General features: G+C 65.5%; 24 protein-coding genes. 11 read left to right on the top strand and 13 right to left on the bottom strand.

Annotated features, from left to right (window positions below; genetic code table 11):
• Positions 1-59 precede the first annotated feature (59 nt).
• From QX121_RS01070 to QX121_RS01055, 4 genes are all read right to left on the bottom strand, one after another.
• Complete coding sequence (locus tag QX121_RS01070) at positions 60-851, bottom strand: UPF0149 family protein (protein ID WP_315810944.1); 792 nt, start codon at positions 849-851, stop codon at positions 60-62.
• Positions 852-1544: 693 nt separating this feature from the next.
• The gene (locus QX121_RS01065; protein ID WP_315810943.1) at positions 1545-2315 is read right to left on the bottom strand and encodes an AAA family ATPase; all 771 of its coding nucleotides are present in this window, start codon (positions 2313-2315) and stop codon (positions 1545-1547) included.
• Between the two features lie 75 nt (positions 2316-2390).
• Positions 2391-3248 carry a PCC domain-containing protein gene (locus QX121_RS01060; protein WP_315810942.1) on the bottom strand — a complete coding sequence of 286 codons (858 nt, stop codon included), beginning with the start codon at positions 3246-3248 and terminating at the stop codon, positions 2391-2393.
• Positions 3249-3254: 6 nt separating this feature from the next.
• The gene (locus QX121_RS01055) at positions 3255-4856 is read right to left on the bottom strand and encodes an acyl-CoA synthetase (protein WP_315810941.1); all 1602 of its coding nucleotides are present in this window, start codon (positions 4854-4856) and stop codon (positions 3255-3257) included.
• Positions 4857-5111: 255 nt separating this feature from the next.
• Here QX121_RS01055 and QX121_RS01050 point away from each other — a divergent pair, with 255 nt between their 5' ends.
• The 3 genes from QX121_RS01050 to QX121_RS01040 all read left to right on the top strand — a co-directional run bounded on the left by QX121_RS01050 (position 5112) and on the right by QX121_RS01040 (position 6213).
• Positions 5112-5654, top strand: a complete 543-nt coding sequence (locus tag QX121_RS01050; protein WP_315810940.1) for a DUF3828 domain-containing protein — start codon at positions 5112-5114, stop codon at positions 5652-5654.
• A gap of 6 nt (positions 5655-5660) precedes the next feature.
• Entirely contained in the window at positions 5661-5933 is a 273-nt protein-coding gene (locus QX121_RS01045; RefSeq protein ID WP_315810939.1) for a GNAT family N-acetyltransferase, read from the top strand.
• Between the two features lie 115 nt (positions 5934-6048).
• A complete protein-coding gene (locus QX121_RS01040) occupies positions 6049-6213 on the top strand; it encodes a DUF1127 domain-containing protein (protein ID WP_315797499.1) in 165 nt (54 codons plus the stop codon).
• Between the two features lie 91 nt (positions 6214-6304).
• On the opposite strand, the gene QX121_RS01035 is transcribed toward QX121_RS01040, so the two are convergent.
• Positions 6305-6709 (bottom strand): DUF3597 domain-containing protein, encoded by a 405-nt coding sequence (locus QX121_RS01035; protein WP_315738127.1) that lies wholly within the window; start codon positions 6707-6709, stop codon positions 6305-6307.
• 403 nt (positions 6710-7112) lie between these two features.
• Here QX121_RS01035 and QX121_RS01030 point away from each other — a divergent pair, with 403 nt between their 5' ends.
• Both QX121_RS01030 and QX121_RS01025 read left to right on the top strand, forming a co-directional pair.
• Positions 7113-8024 (top strand): DUF2189 domain-containing protein, encoded by a 912-nt coding sequence (locus QX121_RS01030; protein WP_315810938.1) that lies wholly within the window; start codon positions 7113-7115, stop codon positions 8022-8024.
• 193 nt (positions 8025-8217) lie between these two features.
• Positions 8218-9039 carry a lytic murein transglycosylase gene (locus QX121_RS01025; RefSeq protein ID WP_315810937.1) on the top strand — a complete coding sequence of 274 codons (822 nt, stop codon included), beginning with the start codon at positions 8218-8220 and terminating at the stop codon, positions 9037-9039.
• 72 nt (positions 9040-9111) lie between these two features.
• On the opposite strand, the gene QX121_RS01020 is transcribed toward QX121_RS01025, so the two are convergent.
• Complete coding sequence (locus tag QX121_RS01020; protein ID WP_315810936.1) at positions 9112-9375, bottom strand: hypothetical protein; 264 nt, start codon at positions 9373-9375, stop codon at positions 9112-9114.
• 474 nt (positions 9376-9849) lie between these two features.
• Between QX121_RS01020 and QX121_RS01015 the strand changes: the two genes are divergently transcribed.
• The 5 genes from QX121_RS01015 to QX121_RS00995 all read left to right on the top strand — a co-directional run bounded on the left by QX121_RS01015 (position 9850) and on the right by QX121_RS00995 (position 14595).
• Entirely contained in the window at positions 9850-10002 is a 153-nt protein-coding gene (locus QX121_RS01015; protein WP_006614327.1) for a DUF1127 domain-containing protein, read from the top strand.
• Positions 10003-10158: 156 nt separating this feature from the next.
• Positions 10159-11592: a methylenetetrahydrofolate--tRNA-(uracil(54)-C(5))-methyltransferase (FADH(2)-oxidizing) TrmFO gene (gene trmFO, locus QX121_RS01010; RefSeq protein WP_315810935.1), complete on the top strand. Its 1434-nt coding sequence runs from the start codon at positions 10159-10161 to the stop codon at positions 11590-11592.
• Positions 11593-11599: 7 nt separating this feature from the next.
• Positions 11600-12700 carry a serine/threonine protein kinase gene (locus QX121_RS01005; RefSeq protein ID WP_315810934.1) on the top strand — a complete coding sequence of 367 codons (1101 nt, stop codon included), beginning with the start codon at positions 11600-11602 and terminating at the stop codon, positions 12698-12700.
• A 67-nt stretch (positions 12701-12767) separates the two neighbouring features.
• Entirely contained in the window at positions 12768-13658 is an 891-nt protein-coding gene (locus tag QX121_RS01000) for a TauD/TfdA family dioxygenase (protein ID WP_315810933.1), read from the top strand.
• Positions 13659-13902: 244 nt separating this feature from the next.
• Positions 13903-14595, top strand: coding sequence for a TauD/TfdA family dioxygenase (locus tag QX121_RS00995; RefSeq protein ID WP_315810932.1), 693 nt, complete (start codon positions 13903-13905; stop codon positions 14593-14595).
• A gap of 13 nt (positions 14596-14608) precedes the next feature.
• On the opposite strand, the gene QX121_RS00990 is transcribed toward QX121_RS00995, so the two are convergent.
• From QX121_RS00990 to yajC, 5 genes are all read right to left on the bottom strand, one after another.
• Positions 14609-15472, bottom strand: coding sequence for a phytoene/squalene synthase family protein (locus QX121_RS00990; protein ID WP_315810931.1), 864 nt, complete (start codon positions 15470-15472; stop codon positions 14609-14611).
• Positions 15469-15846, bottom strand: coding sequence for an Mth938-like domain-containing protein (locus QX121_RS00985; RefSeq protein ID WP_315738136.1), 378 nt, complete (start codon positions 15844-15846; stop codon positions 15469-15471). Before QX121_RS00985 ends, QX121_RS00990 begins: the two co-directional genes overlap by 4 nt.
• A 50-nt stretch (positions 15847-15896) precedes the next feature.
• Complete coding sequence (secF, locus tag QX121_RS00980; RefSeq protein WP_315738137.1) at positions 15897-16904, bottom strand: protein translocase subunit SecF; 1008 nt, start codon at positions 16902-16904, stop codon at positions 15897-15899.
• A gap of 8 nt (positions 16905-16912) precedes the next feature.
• Positions 16913-18514 (bottom strand): protein translocase subunit SecD, encoded by a 1602-nt coding sequence (gene secD, locus QX121_RS00975; protein WP_315797507.1) that lies wholly within the window; start codon positions 18512-18514, stop codon positions 16913-16915.
• A gap of 88 nt (positions 18515-18602) precedes the next feature.
• Positions 18603-18971 (bottom strand): preprotein translocase subunit YajC, encoded by a 369-nt coding sequence (gene yajC, locus QX121_RS00970; protein ID WP_172108587.1) that lies wholly within the window; start codon positions 18969-18971, stop codon positions 18603-18605.
• A gap of 203 nt (positions 18972-19174) precedes the next feature.
• On the opposite strand from yajC, the gene QX121_RS00965 reads away from it, so the two are divergent.
• Positions 19175-20191 (top strand): ATP-binding protein, encoded by a 1017-nt coding sequence (locus QX121_RS00965; protein ID WP_315810930.1) that lies wholly within the window; start codon positions 19175-19177, stop codon positions 20189-20191.
• 51 nt (positions 20192-20242) lie between these two features.
• Here QX121_RS00965 and QX121_RS00960 read toward each other — a convergent pair whose 3' ends face one another.
• Positions 20243-21688: a LysM peptidoglycan-binding domain-containing M23 family metallopeptidase gene (locus QX121_RS00960; protein ID WP_315810929.1), complete on the bottom strand. Its 1446-nt coding sequence runs from the start codon at positions 21686-21688 to the stop codon at positions 20243-20245.
• 107 nt (positions 21689-21795) lie between these two features.
• Positions 21796-22443, bottom strand: coding sequence for a protein-L-isoaspartate(D-aspartate) O-methyltransferase (locus QX121_RS00955; RefSeq protein ID WP_315738317.1), 648 nt, complete (start codon positions 22441-22443; stop codon positions 21796-21798).
• Positions 22444-22657: the final 214 nt, after the last annotated feature.

Below are 22657 nucleotides of genomic sequence, written 5' to 3'. Positions count from 1 at the left end.
TTTGCACCGCTCCCGATTGTTGCAACAAAAAAGACCGTGTCGTGGCGCTCGAAAGCGGGTCAATTGGCGCCACAGCAGCGCTTGTATTTCTGGCCGGAACCGCACGGACAGGGATCGTTGCGGCCGACCTTGCCGAAGGAGGCGAACGGATTGGGTTGCTCAATGAAGGCGGGCGCGCCGGGCACGGGCGCCCCGCTCCGCCGATGACGGTTGAGGGTCAGCACCGCATGGCGGATGTCAGCAGGTGCTTCGCGGTCGAGCCTGGTATTCTCGACGCGGTCGGCATTCTCGTCGCGCGCCAGCTCGATCGCCACCATCAGGCTCAGGGCCGCCTCGCCCACGTCGCCGTCGACGTTCCGGTAGGCCTTGAACCGCTCTTGACGCAGGTCCACCGCCGCAGCGAAGCCGTCGATCCACAACTCCCAGATCACACTGCCGTCGATCGGATCGACCGGATAGCGCGGCTGATACAGCTCCGGCGTTTGCGTGAGCGTCCGGGCGATCTCGTCATGATACGCCATCACCAGGTCGAGCACCGCGTTGGCATGGGCGATGCTCGCAAACACCGAGTGGCGGCCTTTGCCGAACCCGAACGCCGCGGCGAACCATTCGCCGGGCGGGACCTGCTCCGGCAGGACCAGCAGGCCGGCGATGAAGCCGTCGAGCTCCTCCAGCACCATGGCGCGGTCGTCGAGGGCGAGCAGCGCCTGGTCGAGCTCGTCGTGACGGTTGGCCTGCTCCGACATCTGAAACCCTGCTTCCCTCACCCGCGTCGCGACCTGATTTGCCCGACGCGCACGCCGCGAAGGCGTGACGCGACCGTTTTGACACCAAAACGGCCATGCGCGCAAAATCTATATTTCGATGCGGGATCAGCGCCATCACCCCTGTCCAGTCGTGTCGCGAAAAGTATTCTTCTTTCGTTTTTTCGGAATTTGCGTTCTTCTGGGTGCGTCCTGCACTCACGAGAGGGGCGCTTCGCGGTCGTCACGGGCGTTGAGTGCGGGATGCGATGGACGTCACGGGCCCGGCGCAAATGCGCAGACGACGGGTCCGGCGGCGGACGGCGAAATCGTGTGGTCCTGACCTCCCGACGCTGAGGTCAAGCTGGTGGTGATGCTCACGCATCGCGCCGGTGACGGTGGCCAGAAAGCCCGGTGCACCGAGGAGATCACGTATAAGCCGTAACACCATCGCGCAGGGAAGGCCGGGTCATCTCGGCTGAGCCTGTGGTTCCTGCCCCGTGCATTTTTCCCGCACGGGGGCCGCGGGCATCAGCGGATGCCCGGCCTTCCCTGCGCCCCCTCACTTCGAGGAGGGCAGAATATGATGCAAAGCCCGGACGCCATTCGCACGCGGGAACGCGGACTCATGTCTCTCCGTCATCGCGAGGAGCAAAGCGACGAAGCGATCGAGAGTCTTTGCGCAGCCCTGGATTGCTTCCGCCTGCGCCCGATGGGCTTCGGCGGACACGTCGCTTCGCTCGCAATGACGGCGGAGCAAGTTGGTCGACCTCGCCAACTCTCATGCACCACACCCCGCCCTCACTCCGCAAGCACCGCCTGCACGAAGCCATCGGGATCGGCGCAGAACTCGCGCAGGGCCTTGAAGTGATCGGTGTCCTGCACAGCGACCTTCTCGAGACCGTATTTGGTCAGGCGCAGCAGGGTCGCGCCGGGATAGGCCATCAGCACCGGCGCATGCGTCGCCATCAGCACCTGGCAATGACTGGACTCGTCCATCCGCCGCATCAGCTTGAGAAACTCGATCTGGCGCGCCGGCGACAGCGCCGATTCCGGCTCGTCGAAGATGTAGATGCCCTGGCGCTGGCAGCGCTCCTCGAAGAAGCGCAGGAAGCCCTCGCCGTGGGAATGCGACAGGAAGTCGGGCGGCGGCCCTCCGAGTGGATCGTCCAACGCGGCCTCGTCGAGATAGCGCGCCACCGAGAAGAAGCTCTCGGCGCGGAAGAACCAGCCCTGCGTGATCTTCGGCAGCCAGCTCGCACGGAACGCGGCACCGAGCGTACCCCCCATGCGCTCGATTGCACGACCATGATCCACCGGCCTATAGCCCTTGCCGCCGCCGGCCTCGTCATAGCCGGCCAGCGCCGCGATGCCTTCGAGCAGGGTCGATTTGCCGGTGCCGTTCTCGCCGACGATGATGGTGATGGCGCTCGTGAAGCTCAGCTCGAACTCGTCCTGCAGGAACGGCAGGCAGAACGGATATTCGGCGCGGTCGGCGATCTTGGCCGGATCGAGCCACAGCCGCTTCAGATAGGGTGCGCGCAGCCGGATCTCACGTTGCTTCCTCGCCATGACGCCTTCACAAATTCGGTGACATCGCGGGCAATCTCGCACAAGGCGGCGGGATCGGCTACCGTCCCACGCGGGCTACGCCGCGACCTCCAGCACCAGCTCCATCGTCATCAGCACCGGGTTGTCGCCGCGAACCAGACGCCCCTGTGCCAGCGCGCCGGTGTAGTCGACCAGCGCGACGTCGAGCGTGGCTTCGAGGCCGACAGCGCCGGGCGCGATCGCGCCCGAGGCGATGGTCAGCTCGGTCGCAAACGGCTCGACCACAGCACCGCTCTCGAAGTGCGCGCCGATGGTCGAGCCGACACCGCCGCGGATGCGCGCCCTGCTGATGCCTTGCGCGCGGCAGAACTCCTCCAGACAGCCGGCAAAATCCTGGTTCGGCCGCAGCCGCAGCGCGAAGGCGCGGCGATCGGTTCTTGCGGCGCGCGGTGCCGCCGCCACCGGTCCGAACAGCTTGAAGCCGGTCTCCGGATCAGGCTCGGCCGCGAAGATCGCACCGTCGAGCCCGAAGGCCTCGACATCAAAGGACTCCGCGACAATCGTCTCCTCGGGCAGGATGTGCCCGCCACCGTTGCGACCGCCCTCTTCCGTCCACAGCGCATGGCAATGGAAGAACGGCGCGCCGTCGCGGACGCCAAGCGTCATGGTGGCGGTGGTCAGATGCGTGACACCCGCGGGCCGAAAGGTCTCGCTGTAGAACGCGGCATGATCCGGCGTCTTCGACAGCGCCGGCATCACATAGGTAAACGGGCCGAGCGCGCCACCTCTGATGTCGAGCACGCCGCCGGCAAAGCCTTCACGCGCAAAGCCGCGATGGGCCGCTTCCAGCAGCGGCAACCCCTGCTCCATGGTGAAGGTGAAGGCGCGGCCCCGCGCCTCGACCCAGTGGATGCGGTCGGCCACCGGCGCGCCGGGCTGTTTGATGAATCGCATCAGTGCTCAGCCCTGCCTGGTGAGATCGAGCAGGCCGCGCGCCTCGAGCTCGTCGCGCACGAGACGCTTGGGGATCTTGCCGTAGCCAGACTTCGGCAGCGCGTCCCAGAAGAAGAACCGCTTCGGCATCTTGTAGCGCGGCAGCTTGGTGGCGAGATAGCCGGCGATCGCGCTCTCGCTCGGCACGGCCGCGCCCTCGCGCGCCACGCAGACGGCGACGCCGACCTCGCCCCACACGGGATCAGGCACGCCGAGCACGGCGACCTCGCCGATGTCGGGATGGGTCAGGATCTTCTCCTCCACCTCGCGCGGATAGATGTTGGAGCCGCCGGAGATGTACATGTCCGACGCGCGGCCGGTGATATAGACGAAGCCCTGCGCGTCCATGTGGCCGAGATCGCCGGTGCGGAACCAGCCGTCGCGAAACGCCTTGGCATTGGCGTCGGGATTGTCGTAGTAGCCCGCGAACACGGCCGGACCGATGACGCAGATCTCGCCGGTCTCGCCCGGCTTCAGCTCGCGCCCCTGATCGTCCTGGATCGAGACCTGCATGCCCGTGCGCTCATAGCCGCAGGTGCCGATCCGCGCCTCCGGTCCATCCTCGTCCTCGTGCGCCGCGGCCGGCAGCACCGTGATGTTGCCGGTGACCTCGCCGAGGCCGAAATACTGGACGATGACCTTGCCGAGCCGCGCCAGCGCGCGCTTCTGGTCCTCGCGATACATCGGCGCGCCGGCATAGATCACATGGCGCAGCGAGGAATGATCGAATTGGTCGACGGCGGGATGCTCGACCATCATCTTCAGGATGGTCGGCACCGTGAACAGGTTGCTGATGCGATGCGCCTCAATGAGACGGAACGCCTCGGTGATGTCGAACTTCTCGCTCGGCAGCAGCACCGTCCTGGCGCCGCGCGCGCTCTGCATCAGCTGATGCACGCCGGCGCCGTGCGACAGCGGCGCCACGACGAGCGACGCGTCGTGCTCGGTCGTGCCCGGCGTCAGGTCCGCGAGATGGTTGGTGATGACGAACGCCATCTGACCATGCGTCAGCACCGCCGCCTTGGAGCGGCCGGTCGTGCCCGAGGTGAAGAAGAACCAGCAGGGATCGTCGTGCTCGACGGCAGCGTTCGCGACGTGTGCGCCGACATGCGCCTTCATTGCGTCGGCCACGGCCCCCGTGCCGAAGCTGCCGCCGTCACCGATGCGCCAGGTGAAGTCAGCAGTCGTCACTGCGGCAGCGTGCTCCGGAAAGTCGCCGTGGCAGAGAAACGCCTTCGCGCCCGATGCGGTCGCGAGGTAGGCGACCTCGTCCGGCATCAGGCGGAAATTGGTGGGCACCCAGACCGCGCCGAGCCGGAACGCGGCAAACATCGAGACGAACATCTCCTCGCAGTTCTTGGAGTGCACCAGGATGCGATCGCCCTTGGCGATGCCCTGCTCGGCCAGCGCCGCCGCGAGCGCCGAGACCATCGCGTCGATCTCGCGCCAGGACCACGACCTCTCGCCCCAGACGAAACCGACGCGGTCGCCGAGCCGGCGGCCGTTCTGCGTCACGATATGCGCGAGATTCATCACCCGCCGCGACATCCGCAGCTGTGTGCCACTCATCGACGAGCCCTCGCATCCCGGCAGCAAATGAACAGACCCATGACAGCGTCCCCTCGATCGATTTTCGGGCGGTCTCGGCCACCCGTTACCTTCCCGCTTGTTTATCGCGGTCCCGCGCGACCTCGCAAGCGCGGCCTGCCCATCGCTCCCATGCGACGGTGTCATTCGAACGAATGCAGATGCCGTGCGACAAACCCGAGGCTGGCCGCGCATTCCTTCATTTCACCGCGCACCGAATCTGATTTGAGGACACCCATGATCAATCGTCGTTTCCTGCTTCTCGGCCTCGCTGGCGTGCTCGCCGTATCCCCGCTTCGCGCGCAGGCCCCCGCCGCCAATGAGCCCACCGGCATCATGACCGCGATCTACACCCGCGTCGCCAAGGGCAAGGGCGAGGATGGCGGCAACTTCGTCATCGAGAACAAGGCGGCACGCGCGAACTATCTGTCGAAGTCGCTGGCCGCCCAATGGGCCAAGATGGACGCCCGCACGCCGAAGGGCGAGGTCGGCGCGGTCGATTTCGATCCGATCACCAATTCGCAGGACCCGGATGTCGCCTCGTTCAAGGTGAGTCCGGAGAAGCAGGAGGCCGACAAGGCGATGGTCGCCGTCACCATCGCCGGCCATCGCAACGATCGCAAGGAACAGGCCGACAACGTCATCCGTTACGACTTCGTGCGCGATGCCGGCCAATGGAAGATCGACGACATCCGCGGCGCCGTCGACGGCAAGCCCTGGTCGATCCGCGAAATGCTGGCCGAATTCATCAAGCAGACCGACAAACCGAAACGAAGGTAGAGAAGCATGACCGCCGTCCGCGACAACAAGGCCCAGAGCCGCTTCGAGCTCGACGTCGAAGGCAGCACCGCTTTTGCAAACTACCGAGCGACGCCGCAGGCGGTCGTCATCACCCACACCGAGACCCCGGCAGCCCTGCGCGGCCGGGGCATCGGGTCCGAGCTGGTCAAGGGCGCACTGGAGTTGATCCGCGCCGAGGGCCGCAAGGTGATCGCGGGCTGCAGCTTCGTCGCAGACTACCTCCGCGACCATCCGGAGAACCGGGACATCATGGCGTGACGTTCCGTAGAATTACCGAGCAACACGATTGGACCGCGCGCTTTAACCCAATGGCTACCCGGATGGATCAGCAATCCCCCGCCGAACAAGCAACCAGACCGGTGGGGAGAGGCTCATGTTCGTCACTGCCATTTTCGACGTTCTCAAGCGCTACGTCCACTACCGCACCCAGCTCGCTTATCTTGACCAGCTCGACGAGCGCACGCTGCGCGACATCGGCTTCAACCGCGACCAGTTGCACGCCGAGGCCTGGCAACGCGCCGGCGTCGTGCACGTCTGAGCCGTTCGAGCAACCTCTCGCGACACGATATCGACGACAAAGGCCCGCGCGATGGCGGGCCTTTCGCTTTTGGGCCGTCGGCGGCCGACGCTCAGTGCTTGATCTCCGGCGGAAGCTTGCCGCCATTGGCGGCGAGCTTGCTCATCACCTGCTTGTGCAGCCACACATTCATGCTGGCCGAGTCGTTGGTGTCGCCGCTGTAGCCGAGCTCCTTGGCAAGCTCCTTGCGCGCGGCGAGGCTCGAATCGATGTCGAGCGCCTTCATCAGGTCGACGATCGAGGTCCGCCACTCCAGCTTCTCGTGCTTGGCAGCCGCGGCCTTGTCGACGATCGCCGCCACATCGACGTTTTGCGCCGCAGCAGCCGGGCCCCCGGTCGGAGCTGCCGTACCGCCTGCCGGCGCGGTGCCGCCCGCGGCGGGCGTGCTGCCGCCGGCCGGCGCAGCCTCGGCATGATGGCCGAAAATAGCGCCCATGATCTTTCCGAAAATGCTCATCAATGGCTCCCAATGGATGGTGATCGTAAGAAGAACTCGGCCGGCGTTGTTCCGTTGCAAAGACGGCCGTAGAGCCGCTCCGCCACCCGCCGGGGCCTGCCAAGGCGACCACGGCGACGAATGTGAAGCTTACCCAAGGCGGAATGACGGCGGAATGACTTTGTCCGTGGACGGCTCGGCTTCTTCGGTCGCGGGCACCGTTCTAATGCACCGCGACATTCACAGCACTCACCGAGGCGTGAGTAGGCGCGGCCTGTTTTGCCACTATCCTGATGACTTCCGTTCGCGAATGGCCGCCCCGAGGTTCGTCGCGTCTGGCCATCGGCGAATTTGTTCCAACGAGAAGCGCAGCCCGCCTGCGTGGTTGGGTAGCGCCCTACGCAAGTTGAGGGAGCACACGACGATGGCCACCTACCACAGCAATGCCGCCTCCCACGTTCGGGCGGCAGACGAGGTCGCGGCTGAGCTGACGATTCGCACGATCGACATGTCGAGCCTGATGCGCGCGCTGCGGCTCGGCTGGGACGATTTCAAGGCCGTCCCGAGTCACGCCGTGATGCTATGTGCGATCTATCCCGTTCTCGGCCTGGTGATCGCGCGCGCGGTGTTCGGCTATGCGGTGCTGCCGCTGTTGTTTCCACTGGCGGCGGGCTTCGCCCTGCTCGGCCCATTCGCCGCGCTCGGTCTCTATGAGCTCAGCAGCCGCCGGGACCGCGGCGAGAACACCAGTGCCTGGGATGCTCTGGAGGTGCTGCGGTCGCCGTCGTTCGGCTCGATGCTCGGACTAGGCACGCTGCTGCTCGCGCTGTTCGTCACCTGGGTCGCGACCGCGCAGGCGATCTACGTCGCAGTGTTCGGCTATGGCGGCGCGACGGGTGCGGGCGATTTCCTGCAGCGGGTGTTCACGACGCCGCAAGGCTGGTGGCTGATCGCGGTCGGCTGCGGCGTCGGCTTCCTGTTCGCGCTGCTGGCGCTGTGCCTGAGCGTCGTCTCCTTCCCGCTGATGCTCGACCGACACGCCGGCGCGCTCGAAGCAGTCGTCACCTCGCTGCGCGTGGTGGCCAAGAATCCCGTTCCGGTTGCGGCCTGGGGCCTCATCGTCGCGGTGCTTCTGGTCGCCGGCACGATTCCGTTCTTCCTGGGGCTCGCCGTTGTTATCCCAGTGCTCGGCCACGCCACTTGGCATCTGTACCGCGAAGCCATCGCGATCAATCCCGACGCAGCCCGGATCGTGCCGCCGGCCCCGCGCGGCTCCAAACCCGCGGCCGACTTCCCGGCGAACCTGTTCCCATGGCGCTCGCGCGACGGGATGTGAGGACGCAGCGACGAGTTTGTCACGGCCGCCGGCCTCCCAGGCCGGCGGTCGCCTCGAGAGGCCGCCAGCGTGTGGCAGCGCTCACGAAATCCGACGCCAATGTGATCGAAAGGCCTTGTTGCTGCCGCGGTTACGCCCGACATGGAGCGCGCCCAGCAACGCTTTTTGAATCCATTGCCGTCCAGGTGTTTCGATGATTGCTCGCGTTCTCGCCGTTTCCGCTCTTGCCTGCCTCGCTGCCCTCACCACCCTGTCAGCGCCAGCGCACGCCGCGGTGCCTTGCGGCAGCGGCAATTTCGACGGCTGGCTCGCCGAGTTCAAGACCGAAGCTGCGGCCAAGGGCATCTCACAAAACACGATCAATGCGGCGCTGACCGGCGTGACGCCCGACCAAAGCGTGCTGAACCGCGACCGCGGTCAGAAGGTGTTCAGCCAGACCTTCGAGGAATTCTCCGGGCGCATGATCCCGCCGCGCATGACCCGCGGCTCCAACATGCTGAAGCAATACGGCTCGGTGCTGTCGCGGATCGAGCAGAGCTACGGCGTGCCGGGCGAGGTGCTGGTCGCGATCTGGGGGCTCGAGACCGATTTCGGCGTCAATGTCGGAAAATTTCCGACCATCCGTGCGCTCGCGACCTTGGCCTATGACTGCCGCCGCGCCGAGCAGTTTCGCGGCGAGTTGCTGGATGCGCTGCGGATCGTCGACCGCGGCGACCTTCAGCCGGCCGACATGCGCGGCGCCTGGGCCGGCGAGATCGGTCAGACGCAGTTCATGCCGTCGTCCTGGATCAAATACGCCGTCGATTTCGACGGCAATGGCCGGCGCGATCTGATCCGCAGCGCGCCCGACGTTCTCGCCTCCACCGCGAACTATTTGAAGGGCTATGGCTGGCAGAAGGGCAAGGATTGGGAGCCCGGCGGCCCGAATTTTGCGGTCATCCAGCAGTGGAACAAGAGCGAGGTCTACGCGCGGACGGTCGCGACCTTCGCGACCCAGCTGGCGCGGGCGCCGTAGCCCGGGTCAGGAATGAGGCCGATCGCGGCATCGCGACCGGCCGTTCGTTCGATGATGCGAAAGATGCGCCTGCTACTTGATCATCCCGGCCTGCATCGCCTTGGTCAGGTGCACGCTGCAGGCGCCCATCTTGCCGCTCAGCAGCGCGTCCTGCGCTGCCGCAATCTCCTTCTGCGCAGTATATCTGGCGTCGCCGTCGGCCATCGCCTCGATCGCCGTCTCGGTCTTCTCCAGATTGGCCCCGCTACAGCCGGCGCCATGCATCCGCGCCGCCTGAGCCGGACCGACCGCCACAATTGCCGCAGTGATGAGCGCGGCCCCAATAAGTTTGTTCATTGTTTTTCCTCGCTGGTGCGACGGCGCCGGCATCATTGCCCAGCACCGCGACACTTTGTCGCACCTTTCGTTATATGCCGCGAAGTGAAATCCGCGCGAGCGGTCCGTGATGGCGATCATCGATTTGAGAGGCGCAGCGTACATAATGAATTTATGTTCATTATATGAACCCATGCGTTTCGTGGGGTGTATGTCGGGCAATAGCTTCGTGCCTGGACCGGCCTTTAAGCCGGCATTGCTCGATCCGGCAATTCGAACGGGCGATCGAAAATCCGCATGAATACGGAGCCTTGCGCGGGTCGCTGAGCTGCCGGGCGCCTGCCCGATTCTTACTCAAGGGTTATGCAAGCTATGCGTCCGGGGTTTAGCTGCATCGCAACATTCACGCTTCCGCATCGCAATAAGCTCTTCTATGTTCATTTCAACGATGAGGTTCCGACGAAGAACTGAATCGCGAACTAAAGGAGATTTCTCATGTTGCTCTCGCTCATCCGCATGGTGCAGGCGTTCCGTGAGTATCAGCGCAACGTTGCCGAGCTGTCGCAGCTCAGCGATCGCGAGCTCGCCGACATCGGTCTCGATCGTTCGGACATCCCGCGCGTTGCTGCCGGTCACTACAACGGCTGATCAGCCTTCTTCCGATATCTACCGGACATCGCCCGCCTCGCTGCGGGCGTTGCCGCGTCTAGGCCCTGGCGCAACGAAACACACGCGCCCGGTTTCTCGCGTTGAACCCCACTGGCGCATTTGCAGCGCTCGGGAAAAGCGCTACCTGTCCCGCGCATGACAGGGACCAAATCACCTTCCAATACCGTCCACGTGATCGGTGCCGGCCTCGCTGGATCCGAAGCCGCCTGGCAGCTGGCCGAGGCCGGCGTCGACGTGGTGCTGCATGAGATGCGGCCGGACCGCATGACCGAGGCGCACCGGACCGCCACGCCTGCCGAGTTGGTCTGCTCGAATTCGTTCCGCTCCGACGATGCCGCCAACAACGCCGTCGGCCTCCTGCATGCCGAGATGCGCCGGCTGGGCTCGCTGATCATGCGGGCCGCTGACGCCAACCAGGTCCCGGCCGGTGGCGCATTGGCCGTCGACCGCGACGGCTTCTCGGCGGCCGTCGCAAGCGCGTTGGAAGGCCATCCACGCATCGCGCTGCGCCGCGGCGAGATCGCGGGCCTGCCGCCCGCGGAGTGGGAGAAGGTGATCATCGCCACCGGTCCCCTCACCTCGCAGCTGCTCGCCGAGGCCATCCGTGACCTGACCGACGAGACGGCGCTCGCGTTCTTCGACGCCATCGCGCCCATCGTGCACAAGGACACGATCGACATGTCGGTCGCTTGGTTCCAGTCGCGTTACGACAAGGTCGGCCCGGGCGGCACCGGTGCCGACTACATCAACTGTCCGATGACGAAAGAGCAGTACGACGCCTTCGTCGCGGCGTTGCTCGCGGGCGAGAAGATCGACTTCAAGGAGTGGGAGACCAACACGCCCTATTTCGATGGCTGCCTGCCGGTCGAAGTGATGGCGGAGCGCGGCCACGAGACGCTGCGTCACGGCCCGATGAAGCCGGTCGGCCTGACCAATCCGCACAATCCGACGGTCAAGCCCTACGCGATCGTGCAACTGCGCCAGGACAACAAGCTCGGCACGCTCTACAACATGGTCGGGTTCCAGACGAAGCTGAAATACGGCCCGCAGCAGCAGATCTTCCGCACGATCCCAGGCCTCGAGAACGCGGAATTCGCGCGGCTCGGCGGCCTGCATCGCAACACCTTCCTCAACTCGCCGAAACTGCTGGATTCGCAGCTCCGCCTGCGGGCCCAGCCGCGGCTGCGCTTTGCCGGCCAGATGACGGGATGCGAGGGCTATGTCGAGTCGGCGAGCATCGGCCTGATCACCGGGCTCTACGCCGCCGCGGAGACACGTGGCGCAAATCTGCTGCCGCCGCCTCCGACCACCGCGCTCGGTGCCCTGCTCGGCCACATCACTGGCGGCCATATCGAAACGATCGATGGAGCCACGCGCTCGTTCCAGCCCATGAACATCAATTTCGGCCTGTTCCCGCCGCTGGCGACGGCCCCGACCCGCAAGCCGGACGGCACGCGGCTGAAGGGCAACGAGAAGACGGTGGCGAAGAAGCAGGCGATGAGCGCCCGCGCGCTGGCCGATCTCGACCGCTGGATCGCCGAGCACCTGCCCGTCGCGGCCGCTGCGTGAGAGTACGATGAGCCTGCCGAAGACCGATTCCGCCCTGCTGGCGGCGCGCTGGAGCGAAGGTGTGCTGCTCAAGCGCGACGTGTTCTCGACCGTCGAGCGCGGCCGCTTCAAGAGCGAGGCCGGCGATGTCGATGCCGTGCTGCGCCGGCTCGACGAGGTGCCGTGGTGGTCGTTCGTGCTGGCGCGGCATTTGTTCGCGCGCGAGCGCAAGGCGCTGATGCGCGCCAAGGGGCTCAACGCCGGCCCTGATCTGCTATGGGCGGGGGATCGCGCGCTGATCCGCGGCTTCATCAATGGCGTGGCGCTGCATCTGGCCAAGCCGCACGGCAACGTCGCCTATTTCCGCTCGGCCAAACAGATGATGCGCCGGCTGCATCGCGCCGGGATCACGCACAACGATCTCGCCAAGGAGCAGAACTGGCTCGTCGGTCACGACGGCCATTGCTACGTGACCGATTTCCAGTTGGCCGCCTGCTTCGAGAGCCGCAGCCGGCTGTTCCGCATCGCGGCCTATGAGGACTTGCGTCATCTGCTCAAGCATAAGCGGAGTTACGCGCCCGAGGCGCTGACGCCGAAGGAGCGCAAAATCCTGGCGCGCAAATCGCTGTTCGCGCGCATCTGGCTGATGACCGGCAAAAAGGTGTATCGCGCCATCACGCGCGGCATCTTCAATTTCACCGACCGCGAGGGTGGCGGACGACGCTTGGTCAACGATGCGCCGGTGCTGATGGACATGATCCGGAAGAACCCGGCCGTGCGCGACGCGGCGATCGTTGCCTTCGCCGACCGCCGGACCGGCGTCGGGCTCTACGCGTTCGTCGAGAGCGAGCAGCCGACGCTTGAAACTCAGCTGCAAAACGAGCTTGCTTCAGCCAAGGGACCGAAGCCGCCGGAGCATATCCAGGTCGTGCATGCCCTTCCGCGCGACGCCAGCGGCAGGCCACGCACTGAACTTTTGCAGCTGGTCGCGATGAACCAGATCGACCTGATCGAGCCGATGCTCACGAGCGACAGCGATCGCGCTTTCCTCAAGGACATCCTGGACTCGCGCAAGAACCTGCGCGACCGGTTCAATTTCGAGGCGGACCTGAAACTGCCTTCGGCCTGAGCGGACGAGACTTCGCGGTCCGACCATTGTATCCTGCGAATGCAATGTCCTTTGGGAGGATCTGGCAATGAACGTCGAGAGCCGCGCAGCCACCACGTCTCGGTCGTCGAACATCGAGATCATCCCGACCGGCCGGCAACTGGGTGCCGAGATTCGACATGTCGATCTCAAGCATCTGGACGACGCGGGCTTCAGCGCCCTGCTCCGTGCCTTTCACACGCACTCCGTTTTGCTGGTGCGCGGCCAGGGTCTGACGGACCAGGATCTGATCGCCTTCAGCCGCCGCTTCGGCGATCTCGACTGGGCGCCGGTGCAGGAGAACGGCCGGCGCTTTGTCGACGGTCTGCCGGAGATCTACATCGTGTCGAACGTGAAGGTGAACGGCGAGGCGATCGGCAGCCTCGGCGCCGGCGAAGCGGTGTGGCACACGGACATGTCATATCTCGACACGCCGCCGATCGCGAGCGCGCTCTACGCGCTGGAAATTCCCCCCGTCGGCGGCAACACGTCGTTCTGCAGCATGTATGCCGTGTACGACGCGCTTCCTCCTGAACTGAAGCGCCGCGTCGCGGATCTGAAGATCAAGCATGACGGCACCTACAACAGCGGCGGCTTCGTCCGGCAGGGCGTGACGCCGACCGATGATCCGCGCACGTCGCCGGGCGCGATCCATCCGCTGGTCTGCACGCATCCCGATTCCGGCCGGCAGATGCTCTATCTCGGCCGCCGGCGCAACGCCTATCTGGTCGGCCTCGGGCTCGCCGAGTCGGAAGCATTGCTCGACGAGTTGTGGACCTATGTTGCTCGTCCGGAATTCGCCTGGGAGCACGTCTGGAAGGTCGGCGACCTCGTCATCTGGGACAATCGCTGCACCATGCATCGGCGCGATCCGTTCGATGATCATGCGCGGCGAATCATGCATCGAACCCAGATCAAGGGAACAGATCGCCCGCACTGATTCGCTTGCGCGCGGGCATCCGCACGATCAAGCGCCAGAATGCCTGCGAATGAGTTGCAGGATGCTGGATATTTCCTCGCGCGTCGCCTTGAAGCGTCCAATTTCCGACTCAGAGCGGCAGAGTGTGCCGACAATCGCCAGATCGTGCCGCGATCCTTCCGCGAATTGCCTCCGAGCCGAAACACCCCCGACAAATTACGATGGTTGATTTGCAGGCGCTGGTGAAACTTGGGAGATGACGCAAGTGAGTCTCAGAAGCAACGTTGCTCGAAGCGCCGAAAGCAGCCTCATCCAGGTCATCCCGACGGGAAAGACACTCGGTGCCGAGGTCTGCAATGTCGATCTCAGATCCTTCGACGATTGGGCGTTCGCCTCGTTCATGCGCGCGCTGCTCAAGCACCAGGTCCTGCTCGTGCGCGGCCAGCGTCTTGGTGAGTGTGACATCGCGGCCTTCAGTCGTCGCTTCGGTCACGCGGATCTATTTTACACCTCCCCCGGCAGCTTGCTGGGCGGCAGACTGTCGTTCTGCAGCCTCTACGCCGCTTATGACGCGCTCTCGCCAGCGCTGCGCAGCCGCGTCGCTCATCTGAAGGTCCGTCATGTCGCGAGCGACACCGCCGATGATGGCCGTCGCACCATCGTCGCAGGCCCCGTGCATCCGCTGGTCGGCAATCACTCCGATACGGGCCGAGCGATGCTCGCGCTTGGGCAGCGCCGCCATTCCTGTGTCGTCGGACTCGAGCAGGACGAATCGGATGCGCTGCTCGACGATCTCTGGCAGCTTGCCGAGCGGCCCGAGTTCAGCTGGGCCCACACCTGCCGGCCCGGTGATCTCGTCGTCTGGGACACCCGCTGTACGATCCACCGGCACGAGCCGCCGGACATGCCGAGACTCCTTCACAGCCCGCCACTCTGGAATACGATGCCCTCGGCTTGAGCCCGCGAGAGCGTCAGCGCGCGCCAAAACTCGCCGTCCTCGCAGCGCGCCACAGCGTCCACAACGTCGCAAGGCGCGAGCGGGGTTGCGGCTGAAACGGATCGTCGGTGCGGCGATCGGCCCGCGCGAGGTCGCGCCGGACCAGCGCCAGCGGCAGCAGAACCCGCCGCACCGCCAGCGGCGCCTGACGCGCCAGCTCGAGGGTGTGATCGAGATGCTGCCGGGCCTGCCCACGCAGGTCCATGATCACATCCTGGATCGCCGATGATGCCTTGCCTGCGAACATCTCCTCCTGGCTGACGCCATGGCGCGCGAGGAGATCGAGCGGAACATAGAGCTGCCGGTGGGCGGCATCGCGCGGCAGCGATGCGATCACCTGGAGCAACCCTTGCGCGATGCCGGCATGGTGCGCGAGGTGATCCGCCTCCGCAAACGGCGGCGCAATGATCTGTGCCGCCAGCGCGAACAGCGCGCCGCGCGTGTCGCCGAGATAGCCGTCCAGCGCCGCCATCGTCGGCATCGGATCGTTGTAAAGATCGAACTGATGCTCATCGATCAGGCGCGTCAGCCGCTCGACCGGAAGCGCGAAGCGCTGCACGGTGAGCAGCAATTCGGCTGCAACGGGATTTCCCTCCGCGCCGCCATGTTCATGACCCGTCAGCGTGTCGTGCCACCACTGCAGGCGGACCTCGCCCGGCAGCGGCTGCGACACGAGATCTCGAATGCGGCTGACCTCGACGTTGAATGCGTATAGCGACAACAGCGCACGCCGGAGTTCCGGCGCCATGAACAGCGTCGAAGCGTAGCGGTCGAAATCATGCTCGCGGACGAGGCTCGCACAGAACGCGGCGTCGCTGTTGGCGCTGGCCTCGCTCATGGGACGGCGATGAGCGCTGCCGCCACCCGCCGCCGCTCGCCGATCATGACGTTGTAGGTGCGAATCGCGGGACCGGTCTGCATCGCATCGAGCACGACGTTCACGCCCCGCAAGGCCGCGCGCAGCGGTGCCGGCGGGATCCAGACATCGTTTCCGGTCCCCACGATCAGTGTGTCGATCTTGTTGGCTGCGTCGAAAACGCGCTGCAACGCGTAGCGGTCGATCTGGCTCGGCTGGGTGACGTCCCAGGCCCAGATCGAATCCGGCAGACACAGCAGCGAGCCGCGATGCGACATGCCGGCAAAGGCGAAGCCGCCTTTGCCATAACCGTCGATCGGCGCGGACCGCGGGAAATGCGGAGCGTCAGTTGCCATGCGAGACCAACCTCTCAGCCCCGATTCGGGTCCAACGGCTCAAGTCCCGATCAAGGCCTCTTCTTCGGCTCGTCGGCCTGATCACCCCGAACGGCTCCGACGCCGAGATAGATCAGGATCGGCGCGGCGATGAAGATCGAGGTGTAGGTGCCGACCAGCACCACGCCGAACATCATCACCGCGGTGAAGCTGTGGATCGCAGGGCCGCCGAACAAGAGCAGCGCCAGCAGCGCCAGGGTCACCGTGACGTGCGTGATGATCGAGCGCGACAAGGTCGAGTTGATCGATTCGTTGAGCAGCTGCGGCATCGGCATCTTCTTATAGCGCCGCAACATCTCGCGGATACGGTCGTAGATGACGACGGTGTCGTTGAGCGAATAGCCGAGAATGGTCAGCAGCGCCGCGATGCTGGTGAGGTCGAAATCGACCTGGCTGATCGACATGAAGCCGATCGTCAGCACGATGTCGTGGACGTTGGCGATCATGGCACCGAGCGCGAACTGCCACTCGAACCGGAACCAGAGATAGATCAGAATCGAGACGATCGCGAGCATCAGGCCGAGCATGCCGACGGCTAGGAACTCGCCGGAAACGCGCGGACCCACCACCTCGACCCGGCGATACTCGACGGAATCGCCGATCGCCGCCTTGACCTTGTTGGCCGCCTCCTGCTGGGCGGCGTCGCCACCCGGCTGCTCGGCAACACGGATCAGAACCCCCGCCGGCCCGCCGAACTGCTGCAGCTGCACCTCGCCCAGACCGAGGGTCGCCAGCGTCGCGCGCATCGCCGCGATGTCGGCGGTGCCGGACTTGGCGCGCACCTCGAGCAAGGTGCCGCCGCGGAAATCGATGCCAAGGTTCAAGCCATGGGTGAAAAACAGCACGATCGCGAGGATCGACAGCGCCGCCGAGATCGGGAAGCTGATGCGGCGGAACTGCGTGAAATCGAAATGCGTGTCGTCGGGAACGATGCGCAGCGACGGCAGCAGGCCGAGCGCGCTGACCACCGTCAGCACCGCGATCAGGATGCCAAGCCCGATGAGAACCCAGTATGTCACAGTAGCTCCTAGATTGGCACGCTTTGCGGCCGCTTCCACCGCACCCAGGCCGCCACAATCAGGCGGGTGAGCGTGAAGGCGGTGAAGACCGTGGTGAGAATGCCGATGCCCAGCGTCACGGCAAAGCCGCGCACCGGGCCGGTGCCGATGTAGAACAGCACGGCTGCGGCGATGAATGTGGTGATATTGGAGTCCAGGATCGTCGCCAATGCGCGCTTGAAGCCCGCGTCGATTGCCGAAATGGCATTGCGGCCGCCGCGCAGCTCCTCGCGGATGCGCTCATAAATCAGCACGTTGGAGTCCACCGCGATGCCGACCGTCAGCACGATGCCGGCGATGCCCGGGAGCGTCAGCGTCGCATTCAACAGCGACAGCACGCCGAAGATCATCGCGACGTTCACCACCACGGCGATGTTGGCGAACACGCCGAACAGCCGGTAGGTCACCAGCATGAACACGATGACGAGGATCGAGCCGACATAGGATGCGAGCTCGCCCTTGGCGATCGAATCGGCGCCGAGGCCCGGACCGACGGTACGCTCCTCGATGACCGTGAGCGGCGCCGGCAGCGCGCCGGCGCGCAGCAGGATCGCGAGCTCGTTGGCGGACTGCACGGTGAAATTGCCGGAGATCTGGCCGGAGCCGCCGGTGATCGGCTCGCGGATGACCGGCGCCGAGATCACCTTGTTGTCGAGGACGATGGCGAACGGCTGTTGGACATTCTCGGTCGTGGCCTGCGCGAACTTGCGCGAGCCGGCCGAGTTGAAGCGGAAGGTGACGATCGGCTCGTTGGTGCGCTGGTCGAAGCCGGTCTGCGCATCGGAGAGATCACCGCCGGAGACAAGCACCTGCTTCTTCACGACATAGGGCTGGTTGGGGGGCGATGCGCTCTGGAGCACCTCGGAATCCGGCGGCACCCGCCCTTGCACCGCCTGATCCACCGGCACGGACGTATCGACCATCCGGAATTCCATCTTGGCCGTGCGCCCGAGCAGGTTCTTGAGCTGCGTCGGATCCTGCAAGCCCGGCACCTGCACCAGGATGCGGTCGTTGCCCTGGCGCTGGATCACCGGCTCCACGGTGCCGAGCTCGTTGACGCGGCGCTCGACGATCTGCATCGACTGCTCGATGGTCTGGCGGATGCGTTCGGTGATGGCCGCCGGCGGGATCGTCAGCCGGACCAGTCCGCCACCGGCATCGCTGACTTCGAGGCTGCGCTGGCCGCTGGAGCCGAGCAGCCCGCCGAGCGGCTGCGAGAGATCGCGCAGCTTGGAAATCGCAGTTCCCGTGTCACTTTCCTTGGTGATCCGGACCTCGACCCCATCACCCCGGCTCACCAATCCGGTGTAGCCGATCTTGGCATCGCGCAGCGTGCGGCGAACGTCGTCGCGCACGGCATCGAGCCGCTCCTTCTTGATGTAGTTGGAGTCGACCTCGAGCAGCAGATAGGAGCCGCCCTGCAGGTCGAGGCCGAGCACCAGCCGGCGCTGCGCCCAGGACGGCCAGGTCTTGACCGTTGCTTCGGAGAAGAAGTTGGGCACCGCGCACAGGCACACGACGAGCGCCGTGAGAATGATGCCCAGCGCCTTCCACCGCGTGAAATACAACATGGAGGTTGTCCGTAAGGGCCGTAGCCGGCCCGAAAAATCAGAACATCACAAAGAGCGACGGCCGGCGTTCGACTGGCCAGGCCGACGATCAGCTCGCGGCCTTCTCGTCCTTCTTGTCGTCCTTTGCATCTGCCTTCGCGGGCTCGCCCTTGGTGCGGACGCCCGTGATCATCTGGCGCATCTGGCGCACGCGAATGCCGTCGGCGATCTCGAACTCGACCTGGTCGTCATCGACGACCTTGGTGACCTTGCCGACCAGACCGCCCTGGGTCACGATCGTGTCGCCGCGGCGGACGTTCTTGACGAGGTCGGCGTGCTCTTTGACCTTCTTCTGCTGCGGCCGCAGGATCAGGAAATACATAATCACGAAGATCAGCGCGAACGGCAGCAGCGACATCAGCATGCTGTTGGTGTCGCCAGCGCCGGCGGCCTGGGCATAGGCAGGGGTGATCAGCATGTGGTCGATCCTCGTGGGCAGCGCCCGGTGAGACGGGAATAGCCGGCGAACCACGCTTGTCTCGGCGCGGGCCGGCCTCTTGCGAATTTCGCGCGGAATATAGCGGCAGCAGTCCCAATAGCAAGGCGCCCCGCCCCCTCATTTCGCCCCGCTTGCGGCAGCGGGCGAGGCCCGATATGGCTGCCCCATCAGGAACTTGCAGCATGTCGAAAAAACCAGCCAAAGCCCCGTCCCGCGGTCCCGCCCAAACCGTCGTCAGACGTCTCCAAAAAAGCTCCAAGCCCGCAGCGCAAAAGCCGGCGAAGGTCGCGGCAAAACGTCCCGCCGGCCCTGCTCCCGACCACATCGCCGAGCGCATCGCCCGTGCGCTGGAAGCCATTGCGACGCATCTGGCAACAACCCATGCGGGTGCCGCGTCGGCATTGGACCTCAACGCGGCCGACGCCTTCGTCTGGCATCCGGACGGCCGGCTCTCGACGGTGCCGCGCGTCAGCCGTGTCGAGATCGACCTGCTCAAGGGCATCGACCGGATGCGCGACATCCTGATCGAGAACACCGAGCGCTTCGCCAACGGCCTGCCGGCCAACAACGCGTTGTTGTGGGGCGCGCGCGGCATGGGCAAGTCATCGCTGGTCAAGGCCGCCCATGCCAGCATCAATGTCGCCCGCAAGCCGGCGGACCGGCTCAAGCTGATCGAGATTCATCGCGAGGACATCGAGAGCCTGCCCGCGCTGATGGACATCCTGCGTGCCGCGCCGTTCCACTTCATCGTGTTCTGCGACGACCTGTCGTTCGACGGCAATGACGCGTCCTACAAGTCGCTGAAGGCCGTGCTCGAAGGCGGCATCGAGGGCCGCCCCGAGAACGTCATTCTCTACGCCACCTCGAACCGGCGCCACCTGCTCGCGCGCGACATGATCGAGAACGAGCGCTCGACCGCGATCAATCCGGGCGAAGCGGTCGAAGAGAAGGTGTCGCTGTCCGACCGCTTCGGACTGTGGCTCGGCTTCCACCGCTGCAGCCAGGACGAGTACCTCGCGATGGTCAAAGGCTATTGCAGCCATTTCGACATCGCGGTCGCCGAGGATCAGTTGGAGCGCGAGGCGCTGGAATGGGCCACGACGCGCGGCTCGCGCTCGGGCCGCGTCGCGTGGCAGTTCACGCAAGATCTGGCGGGCCGCCTCGGCGTGCGGCTGACAACGCAAAAAGCCGCGCAGTAATCTGCGCGGCCCCGTGTCGTCCACGATTGCGTGAGGTCAAACGACCGGACCTCACGCCCCGTTGAGGAATTGCAGCGGGTCAACCGGTGACGATCCCTTGCGGATCTCGAAGTGGAGCTGCGGCGATCCGACTTCTCCCGATTGACCCGACTTGGCAATGACCTGGCCGCGCTTGATCGGATCACCGCGCTTCACCATCAGCTCACTCGCATGGGCATATGCGGTGACGTAGCCGTTGGAATGCCGCACCAGGACCAGATTGCCATAGCCCTTCAATTCATTGCCGGCGTAGGCGACGACGCCATCTTCGGCCGCCTTTACCGGGGTGCCCTCGGGCACGGCGATGTTGATGCCATCATTGGACTTGCCGTTGGTCTTGGCGCCATAGCTCGTGATCACCTTGCCGCGCGCCGGCCAGCGGAATGTCGGCAGCGAGCTGGTGGTCTCGGCCGGCCGAGCCGGCTCCTCCTCCTTCTCGGGTGCCGGATTGGCCTGGGCCAGGCGGGCGGTCTGGACCGGACCTGCAGCCGTCGCGACCCGTGTGGTCGGCGCTGGCGCCGGCACGGTCGCAACCGCCTGGGGAACGGTTGCGACCGGAGCCACCGGCGCAGCTGCCGCCACGGCCCTGCCAGGGACGGTCAGCCTGGTCCCGAGCTTGAGCGGCGAAGCCTGATCGAGATTGTTGGCCCGGGCGAGCTCAGCCGCCGTCAGATGATTCTGGCGGGCGATGCTGGCGAGTGTCTCGCCGCGGTTGACGAAGTGGACGGTGGCCGGAGCTGCGGGCGCTGCGGCCGCCACCGGCTTCGGCGCAACCATTGGCGCCGCAGCAACGGGCTGGGCCGCGGGCGCAGCCGCGACCGTGCCGGGATGCGGAATGATCAGCTGCTGGCCCGGCGACAACGCGCGCGGGCCCTTGTAGCCGTTCGCAGCCAGGATCTCAGCCGGTGTCACGCGATAGCGCTTGGCGAGGATGTCGAGCGTATCGCTGGTGCCGACGATGATCTTGGTGCCGCTGGCGGGACGCGCGGCGGCGACCGAACGCGGCGGCACGGTGCCGGTGGTCTCGAGGCGCGGCTGGGTCGGCGGAGCATAGGAATGCGCCGGCTGTGCATAGGGTTGGGGTGCAGCGACCGGGGGCGCAGCCACTGGGACCGCAGCGGGTGGCGCATAGGATGCGACGCCGCGCCCGCCCGAGGATACGCCTCCCGCACCGCCGCCGGCCGGATAGGATTGCGGAGCCCCGACCGCCGGGGGCGGCAGCGCCGAGGACGAGTAGGCCGGCGCCGGAGCGGGCGTGTAGGGCTGGTGCTGCCGGGGCGGCTGCGCCTGCACCGACCCCGTGGAATCGGATGCAAAGGGGTTTGAAAACGGGTTTTGCGTCTGCGACAGCCGCGTCGACATGTCGGCGCTGCAGCCGGCGACGCCGAACGACATCAGCGCCAATGCCGCAACCTGCGGCAGGCGGCGCGAGCGAAGCAACTCGACGGTAGTGGGCATGGTTACTCACTCGTACGCAACAAACAACGAATTCGAGTAAACACAGCCGCGGTAAATAAGCGCTTAAGCCGCGAATAAAGCGTTGTGCGGCCTGCTGATCCGCACGTTTAAAGTTCGCGCGCAATCCCCGGAATTGCCGGCACAAATCGTACGTCGACGAGCTCTTTTCGGTCGAAACGATCGCCCGTTCGCGTGATCCTGACGAGCGTCTGCACCCCGTGTTGCGGCCCGACCGGCGCGATCAGGATACCGTCCGGCTCCAGCCGGTCGAGCAGGCTCTGGGGAATCTCGTCCATCGCCGCGGTCACGATGATGCGACCGAATTGGCCGCCCCCCGGCGGCAGCGCGTAGCCATCGCCGAGCATGACCTCGACATTGAAGCAGGCGAGCTTCTCCAGCCGCTCCCTGGCCTTGTCGGCCAATGTCCGGAAGCGCTCTACCGTCAGGACATGAGCCGCAAGCCGGGACAGGATCGCGGCCTGGTATCCGGACCCGGTGCCGATTTCGAGCACGCGGTGGGTCTTTTGCAGCTTGAGCTGTTCGGTCATGTAGGCCACGACGAACGGCTGGCTGATGGTCTGCCCGCAAGCGATCGCCATCGCGCTGTCGCGATAGGCGTCCGGGCGGTCGGCCGGCAGAACGAACTCTTCCCGGGGCACCTCCTCCATCGCACGCAACACCGCCTGATCGCTGATCCCCCGCCGACGCAGGGTCAGCTGAAACATCATTTTCTCGGGAGGAGCGGCTGGGGGCATCGGGATGTCGGTTGGTGGGCTCGTGGGCAATTTACCTGCAGGGCGAGGGTTGCGCACCGAATTTCCGCGCACACATCGCAACTACGCACCGACATGGTCCCAACGACGACCGCGTTCCGCACGAGGAACCAAGTCGGGTCCGGTTCGTTCACCTTATGGGCGAGCCTGCCCACGCCGCACGGCGGTGAAAGATGACATTGTTGACGTTGCGCCA

Source organism: Bradyrhizobium sp. SZCCHNR2028 (genome assembly GCF_032380995.1).
GTDB lineage: Bacteria > Pseudomonadota > Alphaproteobacteria > Rhizobiales > Xanthobacteraceae > Bradyrhizobium.
Note: the sequence above shows the minus strand (reverse complement) of the source record. Positions and strands in the feature narration are given on the sequence as shown.

What these genes read in the sequence shown, in the direction of transcription:
- QX121_RS01065 (WP_315810943.1), bottom strand. Translation starts at nt 2,315, where the DNA reads ATGGCGAGGAAGCAACGTGAGATCCGGCTGCGCGCACCCTATCTGAAG.
- QX121_RS01060 (WP_315810942.1), bottom strand. Translation starts at nt 3,248, where the DNA reads ATGCGATTCATCAAACAGCCCGGCGCGCCGGTGGCCGACCGCATCCAC.
- QX121_RS01055 (WP_315810941.1), bottom strand. Translation starts at nt 4,856, where the DNA reads ATGAGTGGCACACAGCTGCGGATGTCGCGGCGGGTGATGAATCTCGCG.
- QX121_RS01050 (WP_315810940.1), top strand. Translation starts at nt 5,112, where the DNA reads ATGATCAATCGTCGTTTCCTGCTTCTCGGCCTCGCTGGCGTGCTCGCC.
- QX121_RS01045 (WP_315810939.1), top strand. Translation starts at nt 5,661, where the DNA reads ATGACCGCCGTCCGCGACAACAAGGCCCAGAGCCGCTTCGAGCTCGAC.
- QX121_RS01040 (WP_315797499.1), top strand. Translation starts at nt 6,049, where the DNA reads ATGTTCGTCACTGCCATTTTCGACGTTCTCAAGCGCTACGTCCACTAC.
- QX121_RS01035 (WP_315738127.1), bottom strand. Translation starts at nt 6,709, where the DNA reads ATGAGCATTTTCGGAAAGATCATGGGCGCTATTTTCGGCCATCATGCC.
- QX121_RS01030 (WP_315810938.1), top strand. Translation starts at nt 7,113, where the DNA reads ATGGCCACCTACCACAGCAATGCCGCCTCCCACGTTCGGGCGGCAGAC.
- QX121_RS01025 (WP_315810937.1), top strand. Translation starts at nt 8,218, where the DNA reads ATGATTGCTCGCGTTCTCGCCGTTTCCGCTCTTGCCTGCCTCGCTGCC.
- QX121_RS01020 (WP_315810936.1), bottom strand. Translation starts at nt 9,375, where the DNA reads ATGAACAAACTTATTGGGGCCGCGCTCATCACTGCGGCAATTGTGGCG.
- QX121_RS01015 (WP_006614327.1), top strand. Translation starts at nt 9,850, where the DNA reads ATGTTGCTCTCGCTCATCCGCATGGTGCAGGCGTTCCGTGAGTATCAG.
- trmFO (WP_315810935.1), top strand. Translation starts at nt 10,159, where the DNA reads ATGACAGGGACCAAATCACCTTCCAATACCGTCCACGTGATCGGTGCC.
- QX121_RS01005 (WP_315810934.1), top strand. Translation starts at nt 11,600, where the DNA reads ATGAGCCTGCCGAAGACCGATTCCGCCCTGCTGGCGGCGCGCTGGAGC.
- QX121_RS01000 (WP_315810933.1), top strand. Translation starts at nt 12,768, where the DNA reads ATGAACGTCGAGAGCCGCGCAGCCACCACGTCTCGGTCGTCGAACATC.
- QX121_RS00990 (WP_315810931.1), bottom strand. Translation starts at nt 15,472, where the DNA reads ATGAGCGAGGCCAGCGCCAACAGCGACGCCGCGTTCTGTGCGAGCCTC.
- QX121_RS00985 (WP_315738136.1), bottom strand. Translation starts at nt 15,846, where the DNA reads ATGGCAACTGACGCTCCGCATTTCCCGCGGTCCGCGCCGATCGACGGT.
- secD (WP_315797507.1), bottom strand. Translation starts at nt 18,514, where the DNA reads ATGTTGTATTTCACGCGGTGGAAGGCGCTGGGCATCATTCTCACGGCG.
- yajC (WP_172108587.1), bottom strand. Translation starts at nt 18,971, where the DNA reads ATGCTGATCACCCCTGCCTATGCCCAGGCCGCCGGCGCTGGCGACACC.
- QX121_RS00965 (WP_315810930.1), top strand. Translation starts at nt 19,175, where the DNA reads ATGTCGAAAAAACCAGCCAAAGCCCCGTCCCGCGGTCCCGCCCAAACC.
- QX121_RS00960 (WP_315810929.1), bottom strand. Translation starts at nt 21,688, where the DNA reads ATGCCCACTACCGTCGAGTTGCTTCGCTCGCGCCGCCTGCCGCAGGTT.
- QX121_RS00955 (WP_315738317.1), bottom strand. Translation starts at nt 22,443, where the DNA reads ATGCCCCCAGCCGCTCCTCCCGAGAAAATGATGTTTCAGCTGACCCTG.